Origin of the sequence: Mucilaginibacter ginsenosidivorans, assembly GCF_007971025.1 — a bacterium.
Taxonomy (GTDB): Bacteria; Bacteroidota; Bacteroidia; order Sphingobacteriales; family Sphingobacteriaceae; genus Mucilaginibacter; species Mucilaginibacter ginsenosidivorans.
Genome location: NZ_CP042436.1, coordinates 3,321,280 through 3,342,305, shown reverse-complemented (window position 1 = coordinate 3,342,305; position 21,026 = coordinate 3,321,280). Strand labels below are relative to the sequence as shown.

The window sequence follows — 21,026 nt, the reverse complement described above, 5'->3', positions numbered from 1 at the left end:
ACTTTTAACCAATTTTTTAGATAAACTTAATTTATGATCATAATTGCTGACGGTGGCTCCACCAAAACCAATTGGTGTCTGGTTACCGAAGAAGGTAAAAAAGTGTATTTTAATACCGAAGGTTACAACCCCTATTTTTCAAGTACGGCCTATATCGTCCAGTCGTTGATGGAAAATCTTCCAACTGACCTGGAGAAGAGTGAAATTACCGAAGTTAATTATTACGGTGCGGGTTGTTCCACGGATGAAATGCGGAACATCGTAGCAGAAGCTATGAAGGCGGTGTTCACCAAAGCGCGGGTTTACATAGGTCACGATCTCCTTGCCGCTGCGAGAGCTCTCCTGGGTACAACTGAGGGTTTTGCAGCTATATTGGGCACCGGAACAAACACCTGTATTTACAACGGCCGGGAAGTTACACACAACATCGACTCCGGCGCTTATATATTGGGCGACGAGGGCAGCGGGTGCTATATCGGCAAAAAATTACTGGTTGATTACCTGCGCGGGTACATGCCCGAGGCCGTACGTAAGCTTTTTTGGGAAACATTTAAGCTCACTCCCGACGATGTAAACGAACAGGTTTACACCCAGCCGCGTGCGAACCGTTTCTGTGCAAGTTTCAGCAAGTTTGTGTACGATAATCCTGTTAATATTGAATATTCGCGAAACATCGTACGCACGTCATTCGAGGATTTTTTCCGTAATCTGGTAACTCATTATCCAAATTATCAGAAATACACCTTTAACTGCATCGGCTCTGTAGGTTATAATTTCAGGAACGTATTGGAGGAGGTAGTTACTGAAAACGGCATGGTGATAGGCAACATTATCCGCTCGCCTATAGACAACCTTGTAAAATATCACTTAGAACTGGCTCCAAGTCAGCTTTAAGACCGAGGATTTTTATAATCAAAAGCGCCGCGAAATCCGCGGCGCTTTTGTTTTATGCTGACTTAAGACTATTATTCAAGATTAACATCTATATCACCTTCCCCTTATTCTCCAGGTTCAATTCGTTCTGAAATATTTTGGAATATTTACGGCGGTCGAATTTATAAAGCTTAGCCGCACGGTATGATACCCCCTTTTGCTTCTCATCAAGTTCCTTCAAAAACCCGTAACTGAGCATCTTTTTTCTGAAATTACGCTTATCAAGCTTCTTGTTCAATACAGCCTCGTAAAGCGACTGTAATTGCGTAAGCGTAAATTTCTCGGGAAGCAGCTCAAATGCAATGGGCTGGTAGTTAAGCCTGCGGCGTAATTTATTAAAACCTGTTTTGAATATCTCGCTGTGGTCGAACGCCAGTTTCGGCAATTCGTTAACCGGGTGCCAGAAAGCCTTCCTGGCGTACTGCGTTATCGGGCGAAGTTCCTTTTGCCCGTTAATGCGGATCAGCGCATAGTAAGCTACCGTAATAACCCGTCCCTGCGGGTGGCGGTTCACCTCGCCAAAGGTGTGAAACTGCTGCATATGCAGGTCGCGCAAACCGGTAAGTTCATACAATATACGCTCTGCAGCATCGTCGATACTTTCATCCTGCTCAACAATATATCCGGGCAAAGCAAGCCAATCCTTATAAGGCTCCTCGTTCCTCTCGATCAGTAATATCTTAAGCTCACCTGCTTCAAAGCCAAAAATTACACAGTCGATCGAGAATACTGAATTAAATGTTGGTAACTTTACTTCCAATATGTATTGTATTTTAGGTTTACGGGCTAAAGATATGCTCTAAAAATCCGAATATAAAAAAAATAAAATAAAATTCAATGGTGTAATCTACACACACTATATTCGCACCTGAAAAACAGCAATAAAAATGCAAAAGATTTCAAAACTTGGCGTACTAACATCTGGCGGCGATGCCCCCGGCATGAACCCCTGCATAAGGGCCGTTGTACGTACAGGTATATACAGTGGGCTGAATGTTGTAGGGATACGTAAAGGTTACCAGGGACTTATCGAAAACGATATGTACGATATGAACCCGCGTTCGGTTAGTAACATTCTTAATTTAGGCGGCACGATACTAAAAACGGCCCGTTGCCTGCCTTTCCGTACCGACGAGGGTATGGAAACAGCATATCAGAACTTAAAGGAGCAGGGCATTGACGCCCTCGTAGTGATAGGAGGCGACGGTACTTTTACCGGGGCATTACGCTTCTCAAAAAAATACCCGGATATAAAAGTAATGGGGGTACCGGGTACTATCGATAACGACCTTTATGGCTCAACGTATACGCTTGGCTTTGATACCGCGACGAATACGGTAGTTGAGGCTATTGATAAAATAAGAGACACTGCTGATGCGCACGACCGCTTGTTTTTCATCGAGGTAATGGGTCGCGATTCGGGCGCTATCGCTCTCAGGGCAGGCGTTTGTTGCGGTGCCGAAGCAATTTTACTACCCGAAAAAGCTACCGCTATCGACGACCTGATTGAGAACCTGCGTGCCGGTCAGCATAATAAAAAATCATCCAGCATTGTAATTGTTGCCGAAGGCGACAAAAATGGTGGTGTGTATGACATCGCCCGCCGGGTTCAGAACGAAATAAAAGTATACGATATTAAGGTTACCATCCTGGGACACTTACAACGCGGAGGAAGCCCGTCAGCTTTCGACCGTGTATTGGGAAGCCGTTTAGGATATGCGGCCGTAAAAGCTTTGCTTAACGGGCATACCCAAAAAATGGTCGGCCTGCAGGCAAACAATATAAAAATTACCAGCCTTGAAGAGGCACTTACCCAACACGAGTTTAAACTGGAGCAAGATTTGATGGAGATGGCCGACATACTATCAATCTGATTGAATGATCGCAGTTGTTTATAGTGGATCGAATTATGCCGACTGGCGGCTCGCTGATAGGGGCCGCACGATAGCCTCGTTCAAAACAGGTGGCATTAATCCCTATTTTAATGACGAAAAGCAGATAATTGCCCTGCTCAATAAAAATATTAATCTCATTCATCACGCCGAGGAGATCAAACGCATTTACTTTTACGGCGCCGGCTCGTTTTCCAGTGACCTGAAAAATATTGTTCATAACGCATTTTCAGAGTTTTTTAAATTCGGAAAAGTAACCGTGGAGCATGATATAGATGCCGCCGCTATAGCTTGTTGTAAAAACAGGCCGGGCATTATTTGCATTTGCGGCAGCGGATCTAACGCAGCCTGGTACGATGGGCGCAGGGTAAAGCCAAATAACTATGGTCTCGGTTTTATTTTGGCTGATGAGGGCTCGGGTAACTGGCTGGGGAGGCAATTGCTAAAGGCTTTTATGAATGAGACCCTTCCGCCCAACATCCGAAAAAAGTTTGAACACCGCTACGACCTGGACCGCAGGAGCTTGCTGGAGAAGATTTACCGGCAAAAACAACCTGCTGTGTTTCTGAGCTCATTTGCAGAGTTTTATCTCGATAATAAGGACGATAATTATCTAAAGAGCGTCATAATTGCCGGTTTCACCAAGCTAATTCACACTTATTTGCTACCTTTACATAAACAACACCCGGGAGCCACGGTAAATTTCACCGGCTCTGTAGCCGCTAATTTCCAGGACTATTTGGTTGAGGCCGCCTCGGGTACAAATATTACTATCGGGAATATTGTAAAAGAACCTATAAACAATCTGTTAACATATTATTCTAGTAAAAATTAAAAAATCATGAAAATAGGAATTAACGGTTTTGGCCGTATCGGACGCCTTGCTTTCAGAGCTGCAATTGAAAGGCCTGACATCGAGGTTGTTGGAATCAATGATCTTGTAGAGCCTGATTATATGGCTTACATGCTGAAGTATGACTCTACCCATGGGCAATTTAATGGCACCATCGCTGTTGAAGGCGGCCATTTGGTTGTTAACGGCAAAACCATCCGTGTTACTGCTGAAAAAGATCCTGCTAACCTGAAATGGAACGAGGTAGGTGCAGAAGTTGTTATCGAATCGACCGGCCTTTTCCTTACGCAGGAAACCGCTCAAAAACATATCGACGCAGGCGCTAAAAAAGTTGTGATGAGCGCTCCCGCAAAAGACGATACCCCAACCTTTGTAATGGGTGTTAATCATAAACAATTAAAAGCTGATCAGACTATCGTATCAAACGCATCGTGCACTACCAACTGTTTAGCGCCTATCGCTAAAGTACTGAATGATAAGTTCGGTATTGAGGAAGGTTTGATGAGCACCATCCATGCGGTGACAGCTACTCAAAAAACTGTCGACGGTCCTTCACATAAGGATTGGAGAGGCGGCCGCGGCGCTTACCAGAACATTATTCCTTCATCAACGGGTGCTGCTAAGGCTGTTGGTTTGGTTCTGCCTGAATTGAAAGGGAAATTAACCGGCATGTCATTCCGCGTTCCGGTTCCGGATGTCTCGGTTGTTGACCTGACCGTGCGCCTTAAAAAGCCGGCTACCTATGCCGATGTCAAAGCTGCAATGAAAGAAGCATCTGAAGGAGAAATGAAAGGCATTTTAGGCTATACTGAAGACGAAGTTGTGTCAGAGGATTTCAAAGGCGACGCACGCACTTCAATTTTTGACGCTAAAGCCGGCATCGCGCTTAATGACAACTTTGTGAAAGTAGTATCATGGTACGATAACGAATGGGGCTACTCAAATAAATTGATCGACCTGGTTCAGCAGATCGGTAAACTGTAAGAAAGGTAAAAGGTTAAAGCAGAAAGGTTAAAGGTTTTGCTTTTCCTGTTCAAAATATGAAGGCGGCCTGGAGTATCTCCGGGCTGCCTTTTTTTTATTATAATAGTAAAACCACCGCCTAAGGCGGTAGGTAAGGTGTGAAGGCTAGGCCAGAAACCGCTATCTTAGTATTTGTGACGAAATACAGGAAATTATCTCATAGCTTTTACTATTGTGTTTACCATGTTGTGTGGACGCCGAAATATCGCTTCAGGGTATTAACAGATGTGGTGGCCGATACATTGGAGAATAAGATTCGAGCAATATGCGGATGGAAAGAAGTGGAGATATTGGAGATGAATATTCAAGCCGATCATGTTCACATGGTTTGTAGCATCCCGCCAAAGATGAGTGTGAGTGATTTCATGGGGATATTAAAAGGTAAAACAGCACTAATGATGTTCAGTAATTATCCGAGTTTGCGCAAGAAGCCATATTGGGGTAATCATTTTTGGAGTAGAGGTTATTTTGTAAGTACGGTAGGTGTAGATGAAGAACGGATAAAGAACTATGTAAAATATCAGGAAACAGAAGAGCGGAAAGAAGACGGAACAACTGACCTGAAATTGTTTTGACGACCATCCCCTTTAGGGGTTAGGATAAAGCCCCCACCTTAGGTGGGGGTTGTTTACTAGAGCTTACGCTTGATCATTCCGCTTTCAGCTTTAAAACAACAAACCACCTTTATTTGCGTTTCTTAATAAAACCATAACTCTCCGCATTGGTTTTACAATGAACACCAAAACTCTTAAATCATGCCAAATACAGCAAGTTCAAAGCAAACGGTGTTGTCGTTTATCAAAGCGCTAAATGAAGAAGATTTTGAAAGCGCCCGCAAGCATACAAGCGACGATCTGAAATTTATCGGCGTACTGGGAACCCGCACCAGTGCCGATGCTTATTTTAACGACATGGCGAAAATGAAGTTGAAATACGATGTACAAAAAGCATTCGCCGAAGGAAACGACGTTTGTCTTTGGTACGATATCGACATGGGCGGCCGAAAAATATTCAGCAGCGGATGGTACCATATCGAACATCATAAGATAGCCTGGTTCAAAGTATTATTCGATCCACGGCCGTTACTGGAGCCTGCTCATTAGTTTACCATTTCGCGGCATCCACATCCTTAATAAATTTTATTACCCCATCCATAAACACCTGCTGATCATCCCAAAAACACAGGTGGCTTCCGTTAGGACAATATAAACTTTTGCCATTTTTTACCTGGGTGCTCATCCACTCCATGTATTTTGGATCCATCGAGTCGTATTTGGCGCCAACCATCAGCGTTGGCACGGTAATTTCCTTTAGCCGGTTGCTGATATCCCAGTGCAGCAGCCTCCCTCCTGTTTTAAACTCACTCGGACCTTGCATCATTACATAAATTTCTTCATTAAGATGTTTAAATGCACGGTTTACGGGCTCTGGCCATTCGGGGAGGCGGCATAAATGCTTATTATAAAATTCAGAAAAGATAAGCCTTTGGTAAGTTGTATCCTTATACATTCCCTTAGCCTCATAATTCATCAGTGAATCAACCAGCGATTTGCACATCTGGCTCCTCAGCACCAGGTTATATTTTTCATACGCCGGGATACTGGCCATCATGTTGGATACGATCATCCCTTTTAGGTTTTTCTGGTATTTCAGTGCGTACTCCATAGCCAGTATTCCGCCCCACGAATTGCCAAAAAGGTAAAAGTTACTGCTGTCCAGTTTCAGGGCCTGCCGCACCTGTTCCACCTCTTCTACAAACCGAGCAGTGGTCCATAAACTACTGTCGCGCGGCTGATCGCTATAATACGAGCCTAATTGATCGTACTCTATCATTTCAAAGCCTTCCTTTGGAAAAAAGCTTTCGAAACACTCCAGGTATTCGTGTGTAAATGCCGGGCCGCCATGTAACAACAAAACCTTGATGCGCGGGTTGGTGCCGATACGCTTGGTCCATACTTTAAAGTTGCCCACCGGCGTTTTGATGCTGACCATTTTTATGCCAGCTGCCTGCACACCTGAATCGACCGGGGCGAAATATTCGGCAACAGTAGGCCTATTGCTTTGCTGCTTGCAGGAATAAAGACAAATGATAGCTGCCATTGGCAGAAAAAGGAACTTTTTCATTGATGTAACCTGGTTTGGGATTTTATACAATATAGCAATAAACTTCTCAAAACCAAATAACACAGGTAGTTACATCAGCTCACATTAATTCTTCATCGTCGCTTTCGCGGTGTACTTTAAAAGCAAGATAAGCGAGTATACAAGCGGGCATTGCACTCAGTACGATCTCTAAAGAATCTAAGGACCCATGGTAAACGACAACCTCATACCCAAATATAACAGCTGCGACGATGGCACCAGCCAGGTACAAATAAAGGGGTTTAAAGCGCTTCATGATACCATTTACGCTTTAAACCCTTTAAATGCAGTTATGTTTGCCTACTTACTCTTTTTGAATACGACGGCACTTAACGGCGGTAAGGTTACCAATATGGAGTTTTCTCTTCCGTGCCAGTGCTCTTTATCTGCTTTTATCGCCTTGGTATTCCCCATTCCGCTACCCCAATAAGCTTTATCATCCGAATTGAACATTTCTTTCCAGCTGCCGGCGTCAGGTACCCCGACACGGAAGTTTTCATGAGGATTTGGCGTCATGTTTAAAACTATCACGAGGTCGTTCTTAGGATCGTGCCCCTTCCGGGTATAGATCAGAACCGAATCTGCTGAATTACCGCCGTCTATCCATTCAAATCCGGTTCCTTCAAAGGCCTTTTCATATAGCGCAGGTTCTTTTTTATACAGTTTATTCAGTGCCTTAACCGTGTCTTGCACGCCTTTATGATTAGGGTATTCAAGCACATACCAATCCAGCGATTTGCTGAAGTCCCATTCGGTGCCCTGTCCAAATTCAGCCCCCATAAACAACAGCTTCGTACCTGGGTGGGTAAACATATAGCTATAAACGAGGCGCAGGTTAGCAAACTTTTGCCATTCGTCGCCCGGCATTTTATTTAGCATCGATCCTTTGCCGTAAACCACCTCATCGTGCGAGAAGGGCAGCATAAAATTTTCGGTAAAGGCATAGATCAAACTGAAAGTGATCTGGTTGTGGTGATATTTACGGAACAACGGATCGGTAGAAAAATATTTGATGGTATCGTGCATCCAGCCCATCATCCATTTCATTCCAAAGCCCAATCCGCCGGTATAAACCGGGCGGCTCACACCGGTGAACGATGTCGACTCTTCAGCTATGGTTTGCGTATCAGGGAAGTGACTATAACAAGCTTCATTAAATTCTTTCAGGAAGGATATTGCTTCCAGGTTCTCATTGCCTCCATATATGTTAGGTTCCCATTCACCATCTTTGCGCGAGTAATCCAAATAAAGCATCGATGCAACAGCATCCACGCGTAAGCCATCCACATGGTAACGATCGAGCCAAAACAGCGCGTTGCTGATAAGAAAAGCGCGTACTTCGTTACGGCCATAATTGAAGATAAAGGATTTCCAATCGGGGTGAAATCCTTTACGGGTGTCGGCATGCTCATACAAATGCGTGCCGTCGAAACGATACAATGCATGAATATCACCCGGGAAATGCGATGGTACCCAATCCATGATCACACCTATGCCTTCGTTGTGGAACGTTTCTATCAGTCCCATCAACTGCTTCGGTGTGCCGTACCGGCTGGATGCCGCATAATAACCGCTAACCTGGTAACCCCAGCTCGGATAATACGGGTGTTCGGCTATCGGCATAAACTCGACATGCGTAAAACCCATTTCCTTTACATAAGGCACTAATTTATCGGCCAGCTGCTCGTAGGAGTAAAAAGAATCGGGGCTTTCCGGGTTACGCGCCCATGAACCAATATGAACTTCGTAAACCGAATAGGGCCTGTCTATCCCGTTGTGCTGGTACCTGTTCTTCATCCATTTGGCATCCTTCCACTCGTAATAAGTGTCAGCGACGATAGACGCCGTACGCGGAGGTTCCTCCCAGCGTAGGGCAAACGGATCACTTTTTTCAAGTTCCTCGCCCGACGATGACTTGATAAAATATTTATAGGTTTCACCATCGCCTACGTTAGGGATAAAACCCTCCCATATGCCCGACGAATCCCACCTTGAAAATAACACATGCGAACCCCGGTTCCAGTAATTGAAATTGCCGATAACGGAAACAAACTGCGCATTTGGAGCCCATACGGAAAAATAGGTTCCGATAACGCCGTTAAATTCAACTACGTGGGAGCCGAATTTTTCGTATAATTTATAATGCTTCCCTGATTTGAACAGGCTGATGTCAAAATCGGTAAAACGGCTGTATGGTTCTACGCTGTTCTTTATAACACTTTCAGGCATGGTTTTTTTGGTTGACGGCTTGGTTGCTTTATTTGCCGGCGCCGCTTTGGCGGGCTTTGCTGCATCTTTTGTTGAAGATGCGGTTTTTTTAACTGACTTTTCTGCAACTACTTTCTTTTCTGCAGGTTTAGCCTTTTTGGCACTGCTTTTTTCAGCAGGCGCTTCTTTGCCGGTACCAGTTTTCGTTTTAGCCATATCTGTATGCCCGCGGGCGTTTAATTAAATTTCTCTATTTCGAATAATACGTGCTGGATGCCTTTCAATGGTATCCGTATCCAATCGGGGCGGCCATTAAGCTCATAACCAAGTTCATACACGGCCTTCTCCAGCAGGTGTAGCTGCAGCAGGAAGTTTAGCTCCGTCCTGCCTCCGAAGGTAGCTGAAATATCTCCCATTGTATGCATATATGCATCGATATATGCATCGGTTATCAGTTTATACCAACGGTCGGCGGCCTTTTGTAATCGTTGCGGGTCCACTCCTTTTGTCTCATTACTAAAATATAATTTGGAGCAGACAGCGTAGTGGAAAGACCGTATCATACCCGCAACATCCTTCAGCGGCGAATGTTTTATTTTGCGGTCGGTTATAGAGCTTTCAGGTTCCCCTTCAAAATCAATGATGAGATAATCGCTGCCTGTAAACAGCACCTGGCCCAAATGATAATCGCCATGTATGCGTATGCGCGACGACACCAGGTCATTGTTACCTATCTTCTCAAAAAAACGCCCGATAATTTTTTCGCTATTTATAAAATCATCAGCCAGCGCTTTGGCATTTTTGTCTAAACGGGCATAATTTTCTTTTAACAGGCTGATCCTTTTAACCAGCAATCTGTTTAGGTGCCCCTGTAACCAGGTGATATATTCACTATCGAACTTTTCAGGTTTAAAATCTTTATTCTTTTTATCCGATAACAGCGCCAGGTGCATTTCGGCGGTCCGCCGTCCCAACAACTCTACTTTCTCAAATACGTCATCGCGCACACTGAACAACTTATCCACAAACATGAAAAGAAAATCATTCAGGTCGTCACCTGTCGCCACCCAGCTATCACACTTGCTGGATACTTTTTGCATCATCAAGCCCAGTGTAACAGGTGGAATGCCCGGCCGTTCGTATATCAGGCTACCGCAAAACGACGGGATATTTTTAAATCCGCCCGTTTCAGTAAGAAATTGCAGCATTTCTACTTCAGGATTAATTTCGCGGAAAAGTTTACGGTACAGTTTAAAGAAGTATTTGTTGCCGAATACAAACGAAGAATTACTTTGCTCCAGGTCGGGTATAACACACAGGTAACCCATATCCTCGTCAGTAGCAGCAAGACCCTTGCCCCGGTGATAGGTCAGCTGCCCATTTTCCTGCGGCACAGCAGCATTTTCCCATATATTCTTATACAGCTCCGTTTGGAACCGAAAATCGTAAATAGCATCTATCAGCCAACCGGCTTTGCCGTCGGTTGTAATTTTGGTGATAAACGCTTTGGGATTGATCTGTCCAATCAGTTCATAATCATCGGGCAGGAATGAAACAGGTAGAGCATATTTTTCCTCGTCACCATACGTGTAACCAACATGTACGATCACTAAATATGCCTTCCCCCCGTCTATGGGCAAATCAAGCAGTTGCTGTACCTTCAGGAATTTGATCATGCGCGCCTTGCCGGCAAACCAGCGGCACTTGCGCATATACTCATAAAATACGTTCTCCTCCAGCCATTTAAGGGCCTTCTTATCCTGGGCAAAATCCTTCCATGGCTTGGTCAGCTTTAAAGAATTCGTGTTCGCTAAAACATCAATATTGCCCATTTTCATACTTTATACCTCTATTCTGAATAAATGTACCGGCAGGTCCCAGGGTTCAAATTGCACATAGTTCCATTCCTGGTTCCAGGTGTAAGTGTTGCCTGTTAAAATATCGTAAACAGAAAAGTCCTGCCCAGCTTCAATGCCCAATTCCCATAAGGGTGTTTGCACATGGGCAAATTGTTTGCTATACGGATCGAGTTTGACAACGCAAAGGATATGGTTATCGCCAGTCCTTTTGTAATAGGCCAGTATGTTATCGTTATAAGTTTCGCAAAAGCTTATGTTATAAGTGGTTTGCAGCGCCGCATTAGCTTTGCGGGCAGCATTTACTTTAGTGATGACATCGATCAAACGGTTTTTCGCCGACCAGTCCCAATGGCGAACCTCGTATTTTTCCGAATTAAGGTATTCCTCCTTACCAGGATAGGCATCGTGATACATCAGTTCATAAACCGGTCCGAAGATACCATAGTTGGACGACAGCGTTGCAGCCATAACATACCGGGTGATAAAACTGATCTCATTACCGTTTTGGAGTGAATACGGGTTAATATCATGCGTATTCGGCCAGAAATTGGGGCGATAATAATCTTTCATTTCCGACTGCGTCAACTCGTTCATGTATTCAATCAGCTCATGCTTGCTATTGCGCCAGGTGTAGTAAGTGTATGATTGCGTATAGCCTAATTTTGCCAACTCCTTCATCACTTTGGGCTTGGTAAAAGCTTCCGAAAGGAATATTGTACCGGGGTATTTTTTTTGTACTTCGGCAATGCACCACTCCCAAAAATTGAATGACTTGGTATGCGGGTTGTCCACCCTGAATATCCTTATCCCCTGCTCGCACCAGTAATCCAGTATACTTTTTAGTTCCTTCCAAAGGTTTTCCCAGTCGTCATTTTCAAAATTGACGGGTAAAATATCCTGGTATTTTTTTGGCGGGTTTTCAGCGTACTGCACAGTCCCGTCAGGCCGCCATTTAAACCATTTGGGATGCTTTTTTACATAAGGATGGTCGGGCGAACACTGAATTGCAAAATCCATGGCAATTTCCAGTCCATGTGCAGCTGCTTCTTTTATCAAATGTTTGAAATCATCGAGCGTACCCAGGTCTTTCAAAATATCCTTGTGCCCACCATCTTTCGAGCCGATCGCGTATGGCACACCGTCATCGCCCGGCAAGGCATTTACCGTATTATTTTTCCCTTTCCTGAAAGTTTGACCGATTGGATGTATTGGCGGAAAATAGAGTACATCGAATCCCATTTCCGCTATGCGCGGTAATAACGCCTCGCAATCTTTAAAGGTTCCATGCTTACCTTCAACAGTCGAGGCCGACCTTGGGAAAAAGCAATACCAACTACTAAAGCCAGCTTTCTCTCGGTCGACATATACTTTTAATTCACGCAGGTAGGTGGTTGCATTCTCCAGGTTTGGATACTGGTCGATAAGATGGTGAACATCTTTCCCCAATACCAGGTTTACAGCAAGATCGTACTTGTTTTCATCCCGTAGTGTTGCAACAATTTTATTGATGGTTTTCTGATCGGGCTTACTTGCCCGGGGCAGCATCGCCTCCAAAAACTCGGCGCCGATCAATAACTCCACACCCATGTGTTGTGTGTCCTGGTATTTTTTTACGAAACCTTCGTGCCAGGTCAAAGGATGGTCTACCCAACCAGTTACGGTGTAGCTGTAAAACCCGGTCTTCTCTACATTGAACGATCCCTGCCAGCGGTCGTTGCTCATCAGGTGCATGGGAACACGGAGCCAATTTTTATCACTTTCGTGTTTATACAATACCTGACCGCGTACATGATCGTGCCCGTCGGTAAAAATATCCGCTTCAACGCCGATGGTTTCGCCGGGAATTTTTTTAATATAAAACCTGCCCGCGTCAATTTCGGGTGTAACGTGTTCAACTATAACCCGTTGCAAGCCGTGTTTAGTCATTGGTTCGAAGAAATAGTATTATTCGGTTAAAATTGATCTTCTCTATAAATTTAGCATATGATTAACCGGGCCGCAAGTGCGTACGGCCCGGTTAATTAATTGATCACTAATTGCGTGAAATTCTTTCTCAGTTTCAACTGCACGGTTTTGTCCGAGGCGATCATAAAATCTTTCACCTCATGATCGTCAACAATAATCCGTGTCGGCTTAAATGGCAACCCAATTATATTCATGTGGTAATTTTCGTACCTCGGTGTATAAAGGCCTTCCATGCTTTGTTGTATGGTAAGCTTATTTTCCTTGCCTCTTACCACAAATTTCTTTTCAAGGTAAATATCCTGCTCATAAGCAAAGGTCTCTCCATAATCTTCAAAAATGAATGAATTAGCTTCGAAATCGCTGTAATAAACATTCATTTTTACCTCTTCTATTTCCTTCTCGCCAACATATTGCATCACGGGATATTCGGGTATTACCGACCCTGCCTTTACAAAAATGGGCATTGTTTCCAGCGGAGCCGCTACCATTAATTCCTTGCCACCCTCAACAAGCTCGTGTGTCCAGAAATTATACCATTTACCCTTTGGAAGATAAACTTTGCGGTTCTTTTGCCCTGCAGCCAGTACCGGGCAAACAAGTATCTTATCTCCGTAGGTAAATTCATCCTGCCGGAAATGATTCGTCGGCTCAAACTGTTCGTGCATAACCACCGGGCGCACTATAGGAAAACCATAGCGGTGATGCTCCCAAAAAGCAGAATATAGATATGGTAATAAACGGTAACGTAATTCGATGAATTTCCTGTTAATAGATGTATATGGTTCGCCAAAGCTCCAGGGCTCACGTTCCTTGGTATCGCCGGCAGAGTGAGCACGCATAAATGGCGAGAATGTTCCCAGTTGTATCCAGCGCGTAAACAGCTCTCCGTCAGGCTCTCCGCTAAAACCGCCAATATCTGTTCCGCAGAACGAAACACCCGATATTGACAACCGCTGACACATAATATTACCTAATATCAAATGCTCCCATGATGCCACATTATCTCCCGTCCAAACGGATGAGAAACGCTGAACGCCGGCATATCCTGCCCGCGTAATGGTGAACGGGCGTTTATTTTTCATGATCTTGCGCAAACCCTCATACGTTGCACGCACCATTTGCATACCATATACGTTATGGGCCTTACGATGCGACCCGCGCTGGCCATCATATTGATGCCGGACATCATCGGGAAAAGTCCCTGTGCCGAAGACAGCGGGTTCATTCATATCGTTCCAAACGCCAGCCACGCCTAATTGCACCAACTCATCAAAAAGATTGCCCCACCACTCACGTACTTCGGGGTTCGTAAAATCAGGGAATTGGCAGCGGCCCGGCCACACATGGCCCTCCATAAAGTAATCGTCGCAACGACGACAGAAATATCTGTTCTCCTTACCTTCCTTAAACACCGAATAATTATCATCAACACGTATGCCCGGATCGATAATGACCACCGTTTTGAATCCTTGTTCCGAGAGTTCTTTGATCATTTTCTTCGGATCGGGGAAATATTTCCGGTTCCAGGTAAAGCAGCGATAGCCATCCATGTAATCGATGTCAAGATATATCCCGTCGCATGGAATCTTCTTTTCGCGGAAGGTTTTGGTCACCATCCTTACTTTTGATTCAGGGTAATAACTCCAGCGGCACTGGTGGTAGCCCAGCGCCCACATCGGTGGCATTGGATGCGTACCCGTAAGTAAATGGTAACGCTTTACCACGTCCATCATGTGCGGGCCGTGGATGTAATAATATTGCAGTTCACCCCCTTCGGCCCAAAAACTGGTCTTGGTCGGGTCTTCGGCCCCAAAATCAAATTCGGCCTTGAATGTATTATCAAAGAATATCCCGTGAGCGACCCCTTCATTTAAGCTGATATAAAACGGGATACTACGGTAAAGCGGATCCTGGTTCCATGCGAATGAATAAGCATCGGTGTTCCAGTTTTTCAATCGCTTACCACGCAAATTGAGCTCAGTAGCCTTATCACCCATGCCGAAGAAACTCTCATCCGAATGGCAGGTCTTTGTGCAGTAAACGTAGTATCCGCCAAACTTCACGTTCTCTTCCCAGTGCATCGGCACAGCATCTGAACTTGTAATAAAGTTCTGATTATCAGAGAACGAAACAAAGAAATCCGCTTTCCGGATGTGGCAATTGATAATATTGGTGTAGACGATGTATTCTTCTTCCAACTCATTCAAACCAAATACGGAAACTTTCTTTTCGAGCTTCGGGACGGCATAAGAGAATTCGTCCAGGAAAACACCATGCGGCGCAAGGCGCACACGGATGATCTCATCAGTCACTACTGTAACTTCAACTTTGGCGTCGCCATCAGAAAAGTAGAATTTGTTATTTTTTTGCTCGGCTGAAACAGGCCGGCTGAGGTATTTTTTTACAATGGGTTTAATTCCGGCCGCAGGGTTATTAACGTGATGAAATTCATCTTCCTCCAGCTCGGCCAATTTTGCAGGTATTCCTTCGGGGTTTTGTATGTTATTTTCTTCCATTCAAAATAGTCGTATCGTCAGTATGCTAATGTGTATCTTTTACGCAATATAGCGATTGGAGTTCGTAAATCGGCCTTAAATTTTCATTTCCGGGTGTTAAAAAGGCAACTTTTTACTCTATTCAAATCACAACGAATTAATAATCAAATCCTGTCGATGGTAGGTATCCTCTTACCATCCTGTACATATAACACAGATATGGCCCCCAAAAACATAAAAACACCAGCCATTATTAATGCGTAAATCGCATGGTTATGGTAAAAATATTTCACAATTGGTCCGCCGATGACGCCATTTACTATCTGGGGCATGGTAATAAAGAAATTAAATATCCCCATATATACCCCGATTTTCTTAACCGGGATAGAACTTGAAAGTATTGCATATGGCATAGCGAGAATACTGCCCCATGCCAAACCAATGCCGATCATAGACAGCAGAAGCAGATAGTGATTCTCAATGAAATAAATCGATATCAAACCCAAGCCGCCCATAATAAGTGAGAACGAGTGTGTCTTTTTCCGGCTGGTTATTTTCACTATGCGGGGTAATAACAGCGCATAAATCGCAGATACAAGATTATAAACGCCAAAACAAACATTAACCCAATTCGCCGCGTCGTTATAGGCTACTGATGAAGTGTCGCCAGCTTTAATATGGTATACATGATCTGCGACCGCAGGTGTGGTAAATACCCACATGGAGAACAGAGCGAACCATGAAAAAAACTGCACCACACCCAACTGCCGCATGGTTTTAGGCATATTGGCCAGGTCTGAAAAAATCTCCGCCAAGCCGCTTTTATGTGTATTTTCAGGTTCGTCCTCCTGGTGGAAGGAAGCAAACTCCGCCGGTGGATATTCTTTTGTCGATATTACTGTCCAAAGAATACATCCTATTAGCACCGCCGCACCTATATAAAACGAATACAATAAATTGTTGGGAACTATGCCAGGTGCTGCTGTTTTTGCTACGTGGAACCATTCGGCAAAAACATAGGGTAGCCAGGAACCAATAACGGCGCCGACACCTATCAGGCAGGTTTGCATCGAAAACCCGGCATTGTGCTGGCTATCAGGCAGATTATCAGCTACTAACGCTCTGAAAGGCTCCATAGCGACGTTGAACGAAGCATCCATGATCATCAGCATACCGGCGCCCACAACTATCGGTGGAATAATAACCGCCAAAGCAGATGAATTGGGCATAAATAATAGCGCCAGTCCTGACAAAATTGCCCCGGTTAAAAAGAATGGCCTTCTGCGGCCCAACCGTGTCCAGGTTCGGTCGCTGTAGTGGCCTATTATTGGTTGTATAACCATGCCCGTGATAGGTGCGGCCAGCCAAAACCACGACAAATGTTCAACATCAGCTCCGAAAGTTTGCAATATACGGCTGGCATTACCTGTTTGAAGGGCAAATCCGAATTGAATGCCCAGGAAACCAAAGCTCATATTAAATATTTGCCAAAAACTTAAGGCGGGCTTTTTCTTGATCGCTAATGTTGCCATAATTGCTCTTCAGGTTTATTTTGATAGTATAATTGGTTCAAAATCCAAGCAAAAAACCGCTGCTTGCAGGCAGGTTTACAGTTACACCGTTCATAATATCTTCGGCGTTAAACTTTGCACCGCTTAACAGGTCAGTAAACTCGTAACTACCATTTAGCTGCAACAATTGCAGCAGATCGGCAGGCATCAATAACTGTATGTTTCGCTGTTCGCGATTAAAATTGGTTATCACTAATATACGTTGTTTATCGGTATATCGTAAAAACAGGTATAACCGGGTATCAAATCCCGGCTGACGTTCATTCGCCACCATCAACTCCCAGAATTTCCCTTCCCGTATAGCTTCGTTTTGCCTTGAAATATTTAAAAGTTTAGTGTAGAAATCACGAAGGCTCTTTTGGATTTCAGACAATTGCCCACCATCAAATTTTCCCTCGTTCAGCCATTTCTGGTGTTCCGGGACGCCCCAGTAGTCAAATATAGTAGTGCGGCCGTCATCGTTACTGAAGCCCTCATTACCGTTGCCGGGTTCACCACATTCCTGCCCTGAATAAATCATAACCGGGCCAGTATTCATGGTTGCTGTCACTATCATTCCCGGGACAGCCAGCCATGGATCTCCGGCAAAAAAACGGGAAGCAATACGCTGTTCGTCATGGTTCTCCATAAAACGCAGCATATGCTGATCGATACCCAGGCAATCGCGGTTCCACACCTGGTTGATCTCCCAGGTGGTAGCATCCTGCCAGTTGCAGGTTAACTTGCGGACAGCATCGTAAAGACCCACCTTATCATACAGGTAGTCGAATTTTCCGATAGAAATATAATCGTGATACTTGCCAATTTCGTAAGCTTCGCCGATGAAGATCAATTGCGGGAAGTTGTTTTTCAATTTCCCAATGACCCAACCCCAAAACTCAAAGGGCACCATTTCCACCATATCGCACCGGAAACCATCGATACCTTTTTCACTCCAAAAGTGCAGGATATCATACATTTTATTCCAAAGAGGCGGTGTGGGATCAAAATAGGTTTTACGGCTATCCAGGTAATCGACGCCGTAGTTCAGCTTTATGGTTTCAAACCAATCATTAAGTGAGGGTGCAGGTGTGAAACGGTCATTTCCGGTCGCTTTGGAAGGATATTCGTCAAACTTTCCGTCCTTCAGCGGGCTGGTAAATTCATCGCCTCCGGGGTTATATCCGGGAGGAACAACGAAAGACTGCCCCGGCAAATAGTAAAAATCATTAGCCGGACTGAACGCTTTGTTTTTATCATCATCTTCCCCAAAATCGTGCACACCTTCCGGCTTTTGGTCCGACGCATAGGTACGGGCCACGTGGTTGGGTACAAAATCCATAATGACTTTCAAACCATTATCGTGTGTCCGTTTGATCAGCGCCTCATATTCCGCCATGCGGGTATTCACATCAACAGCCAGGTCGGGGTCTACATCATAATAATCCCTGATAGCATAAGGCGATCCTGCACGCCCCTTTACCACATCCGGATCATCAGGCTGAATGCCGAATTGCGAATAATCGGTCATTGTTGCATGTTCAATAACACCCGTGTACCAAACATGCGTAAATCCCATTGATTTAAGCTCTTTTAGCGCCTTACCCGAAATATCATTGAATTTGCCACAACCATTCTCCTCTATGGAGCCATAAAATTTATTGAGCCGTTTGGTATTGCCAAACAAACGCGGTAGCATTTGATAGATGATGAGTTTACGATCGGTCGCCAATGGTATGATCTTTATTATGCTTCAACAAGCAGTTCGTTATTAGCTTTTATAATTTGATCCTTACCGTAAATAGTGACTGTAAGTTCATTACCCGACAGGTTTTTGATTTGTACGCCCTCTTTACCCATCCTTATGTTGAGCAATGTACCGCGGAAGCCGACATGGAACGAAAAAGATTTCCATTTGGCAGGCAGGAATGGATTAAAAGAAAGTTTTCCGCCTTTTACACGCATACCGCCAAAACCCTGTACTACAGCCATCCAGGTACCGGCCATCGACGTGATATGGCAGCCGTCTTCGGTATCGTTATTATAATCATCCAGGTCAAGACGTGAGGTACGCAGGTAGAACTCATACGCCCTTGCCTCGTCGCCTAACTTAGCAGCGATGACGGCATGAACACACGGCGATAATGACGATTCATGAACCGTACGCGGCTCATAAAAATCATAATTGCGCCGGATGGTTTCAATGTCGTATTTATCTTCAAAAAAATAGATACCCTGCAATACATCGGCTTGTTTGATATAGCATGAACGGAGTATGCGGTCCCAGCTCCATTTCTGGTTAATGGGCCGTTCGGTTGCGGGCAGGTCGTTCACTAATATTTGCTCCTTATCCAGGTAACCATCCTGCTGCAGGAAAACACCCAGTTTCTCGTCGTAAGGGAAATACATTTTTTCAATAATATCCCTGAACTTAGCCGATTCATTTTCCTTATCGAAGCCGATCCTGTTCATTAATGCCTCGTACTTTGCAGGCTCCATGGCTTCAACTTTTTCAGCTACATCAATGGCGTATTGCATACACCAGCAAGCTATGGTATTGGTGTACCAGTTATTGTTGACGTTATTCTCGTATTCATTCGGCCCGGTGACGCCAAGCATCACATATCGCTGGCGGTCATCACTCCAGTTTACGCGTTGCGACCAGAACCGCGCAATTGCTATTAATACTTCCAGGCCATAATCGGCCAGGTATTTTTCGTCGCCGGTGTAGCGTACATAATCGTAAATGGCATGGGCAATGGCGCCATTACGGTGTATCTCTTCAAAAGTGATCTCCCATTCGTTGTGGCATTCCGTACCATCCATCGTTACCATGGGATATAAAGCCGCACCGTTCCTGAAGCCCAATAATTTTGCATTGTCGATAGCTTTATCTAACTGCTTATAACGGTAAAGCAATAGGTTGCGGGTCACTTTCTGATCAGCGGTTGCCAGGTAAAAAGGAACGCAATATGCCTCAGTATCCCAATAAGTTGAGCCGCCATATTTTTCGCCGGTAAATCCTTTCGGGCCGATGTTCAAACGATCATCCTCACCGGTATAAGTCTGGTTGAGCTGGAATATATTGAAACGTATCCCCTGCTGCGCAGATGCATCTCCTTCAATAATAATATCGTTGTGCTGCCATTTCTTTTCCCAGGCCTCAGCTTGTTCTGCAAGCATCTTTTCAAAACCTTTTTCGCTGATCGTTTTCAAAGTGGTTTCAAGCACCTCTTTTAAGGCATCGGCCGGGTAATTTTGAGAAGATATATTAGCTGCGTATTTTGTTATTGTAATAGGCTGACCTGCAACTACCTCCAATATAATGGCGGAGGCCACATATTTATCTTTTTCGACCTTTTTAGCAGCGATATCTACCGGCAAGTTATTTTGGCTGACGGTGAACCTTTGTCCTGTAGCTACCTCAAAACCAGTTTTTTTGGTTCGAAGCTGCACATATCCACCGTCTGCCCAGCTTTCCTTAGTTACTTCGTCCCAAAATTTTTCGTCGTAGTTCGAATCTTTATTAACAACATCCCCATCAATAAACGGTGAAATGGTTATCGCACCGCTATAATTGACCGGAGTAATGGTATACCTGATAGCGCCGGTCTCGTCGTCCACAATACTACAAAAACGGGTTGCCTCAACCTCAACTTCGATACCTCCTGCGGTCGTGGCGCGAAAATTTCTTCTCAGGAAACCTTCCTTCATGTTCAGCTCACGACGAAAAGCGCTTACCTTACACCTCGCAAGGTCGAGCTGTTCGTTACCTATCTTAATATCTATGCCGATCCAGTTAGCCGCGTTGATCACTTTGGCAAAGTACTCCGGGTAACCATTTTTCCACCAGCCTACCCGGGTTTTATCGGGATAATAAACTCCTGCAACATAATTTCCGGAAAGTGTTTCGCCACTATAGGCTTCTTCAAAATTGGCTCGCTGGCCCATGCGGCCGTTGCCAAGACTAAAAATACTTTCGGATATGGTATTGTATTCGGGCTTAAAGCCTTCTTCTATGATCCTCCACTCGTCAACTTTTATGTAGTCCTTCATTATAAATGTGATGTGTTTTTGTTCAATAGGGGTTACCATTTCGACCAGGA

At 44.5% G+C, this 21,026-nt stretch carries 16 protein-coding genes; 6 read left to right on the top strand and 10 right to left on the bottom strand.

Annotated features, from left to right (window positions below):
• Positions 1-33: 33 nt before the first annotated feature.
• Positions 34-894 (top strand): N-acetylglucosamine kinase, encoded by an 861-nt coding sequence (locus FRZ54_RS15265; RefSeq protein ID WP_147032449.1) that lies wholly within the window; start codon positions 34-36, stop codon positions 892-894.
• 88 nt (positions 895-982) lie between these two features.
• Here the strand turns inward: FRZ54_RS15265 and FRZ54_RS15260 are convergent, their stop codons facing one another.
• On the bottom strand, positions 983-1,693 hold the full coding sequence (locus FRZ54_RS15260; protein WP_147032448.1) for an NUDIX hydrolase: 711 nt from the start codon (positions 1,691-1,693) through the stop codon (positions 983-985).
• Between the two features lie 127 nt (positions 1,694-1,820).
• On the opposite strand from FRZ54_RS15260, the gene pfkA reads away from it, so the two are divergent.
• From pfkA to FRZ54_RS15235, 5 genes are all read left to right on the top strand, one after another.
• On the top strand, positions 1,821-2,807 hold the full coding sequence (gene pfkA / locus FRZ54_RS15255; protein WP_147032447.1) for a 6-phosphofructokinase: 987 nt from the start codon (positions 1,821-1,823) through the stop codon (positions 2,805-2,807).
• A gap of 4 nt (positions 2,808-2,811) precedes the next feature.
• A complete protein-coding gene (locus FRZ54_RS15250; protein ID WP_147032446.1) occupies positions 2,812-3,660 on the top strand; it encodes a BadF/BadG/BcrA/BcrD ATPase family protein in 849 nt (282 codons plus the stop codon).
• 6 nt (positions 3,661-3,666) lie between these two features.
• Positions 3,667-4,662: a type I glyceraldehyde-3-phosphate dehydrogenase gene (gene gap / locus FRZ54_RS15245; RefSeq protein WP_147032445.1), complete on the top strand. Its 996-nt coding sequence runs from the start codon at positions 3,667-3,669 to the stop codon at positions 4,660-4,662.
• Between the two features lie 173 nt (positions 4,663-4,835).
• Positions 4,836-5,276 carry an IS200/IS605 family transposase gene (gene tnpA / locus FRZ54_RS15240; RefSeq protein ID WP_147032444.1) on the top strand — a complete coding sequence of 147 codons (441 nt, stop codon included), beginning with the start codon at positions 4,836-4,838 and terminating at the stop codon, positions 5,274-5,276.
• Between the two features lie 180 nt (positions 5,277-5,456).
• Positions 5,457-5,804, top strand: a complete 348-nt coding sequence (locus FRZ54_RS15235) for a nuclear transport factor 2-like protein (protein WP_147032443.1) — start codon at positions 5,457-5,459, stop codon at positions 5,802-5,804.
• A gap of 1 nt (position 5,805) precedes the next feature.
• On the opposite strand, the gene FRZ54_RS15230 is transcribed toward FRZ54_RS15235, so the two are convergent.
• The 9 genes from FRZ54_RS15230 to FRZ54_RS15190 all read right to left on the bottom strand — a co-directional run bounded on the left by FRZ54_RS15230 (position 5,806) and on the right by FRZ54_RS15190 (position 20,976).
• Complete coding sequence (locus FRZ54_RS15230; RefSeq protein WP_147032442.1) at positions 5,806-6,825, bottom strand: proline iminopeptidase-family hydrolase; 1,020 nt, start codon at positions 6,823-6,825, stop codon at positions 5,806-5,808.
• A gap of 79 nt (positions 6,826-6,904) precedes the next feature.
• A complete protein-coding gene (locus FRZ54_RS15225; protein WP_147032441.1) occupies positions 6,905-7,099 on the bottom strand; it encodes a hypothetical protein in 195 nt (64 codons plus the stop codon).
• A gap of 44 nt (positions 7,100-7,143) precedes the next feature.
• Entirely contained in the window at positions 7,144-9,072 is a 1,929-nt protein-coding gene (glgB, locus tag FRZ54_RS15220) for a 1,4-alpha-glucan branching protein GlgB (RefSeq protein ID WP_228462731.1), read from the bottom strand.
• Between the two features lie 215 nt (positions 9,073-9,287).
• Positions 9,288-10,889 (bottom strand): putative maltokinase, encoded by a 1,602-nt coding sequence (locus FRZ54_RS15215; protein ID WP_147032439.1) that lies wholly within the window; start codon positions 10,887-10,889, stop codon positions 9,288-9,290.
• A gap of 3 nt (positions 10,890-10,892) precedes the next feature.
• Positions 10,893-12,836, bottom strand: coding sequence for an alpha-1,4-glucan--maltose-1-phosphate maltosyltransferase (locus FRZ54_RS15210; RefSeq protein ID WP_147032438.1), 1,944 nt, complete (start codon positions 12,834-12,836; stop codon positions 10,893-10,895).
• Between the two features lie 95 nt (positions 12,837-12,931).
• Positions 12,932-15,391 (bottom strand): glycoside hydrolase family 31 protein, encoded by a 2,460-nt coding sequence (locus FRZ54_RS15205; protein ID WP_147032437.1) that lies wholly within the window; start codon positions 15,389-15,391, stop codon positions 12,932-12,934.
• A gap of 143 nt (positions 15,392-15,534) precedes the next feature.
• Positions 15,535-16,902 (bottom strand): MFS transporter, encoded by a 1,368-nt coding sequence (locus FRZ54_RS15200; protein ID WP_228462504.1) that lies wholly within the window; start codon positions 16,900-16,902, stop codon positions 15,535-15,537.
• Positions 16,903-16,939: 37 nt separating this feature from the next.
• Positions 16,940-18,619, bottom strand: a complete 1,680-nt coding sequence (locus FRZ54_RS15195; protein WP_147032436.1) for an alpha-amylase family protein — start codon at positions 18,617-18,619, stop codon at positions 16,940-16,942.
• 47 nt (positions 18,620-18,666) lie between these two features.
• Positions 18,667-20,976: a glycoside hydrolase family 65 protein gene (locus FRZ54_RS15190; RefSeq protein WP_147032435.1), complete on the bottom strand. Its 2,310-nt coding sequence runs from the start codon at positions 20,974-20,976 to the stop codon at positions 18,667-18,669.
• Between the last annotated feature and the right edge of the window lie 50 nt (positions 20,977-21,026).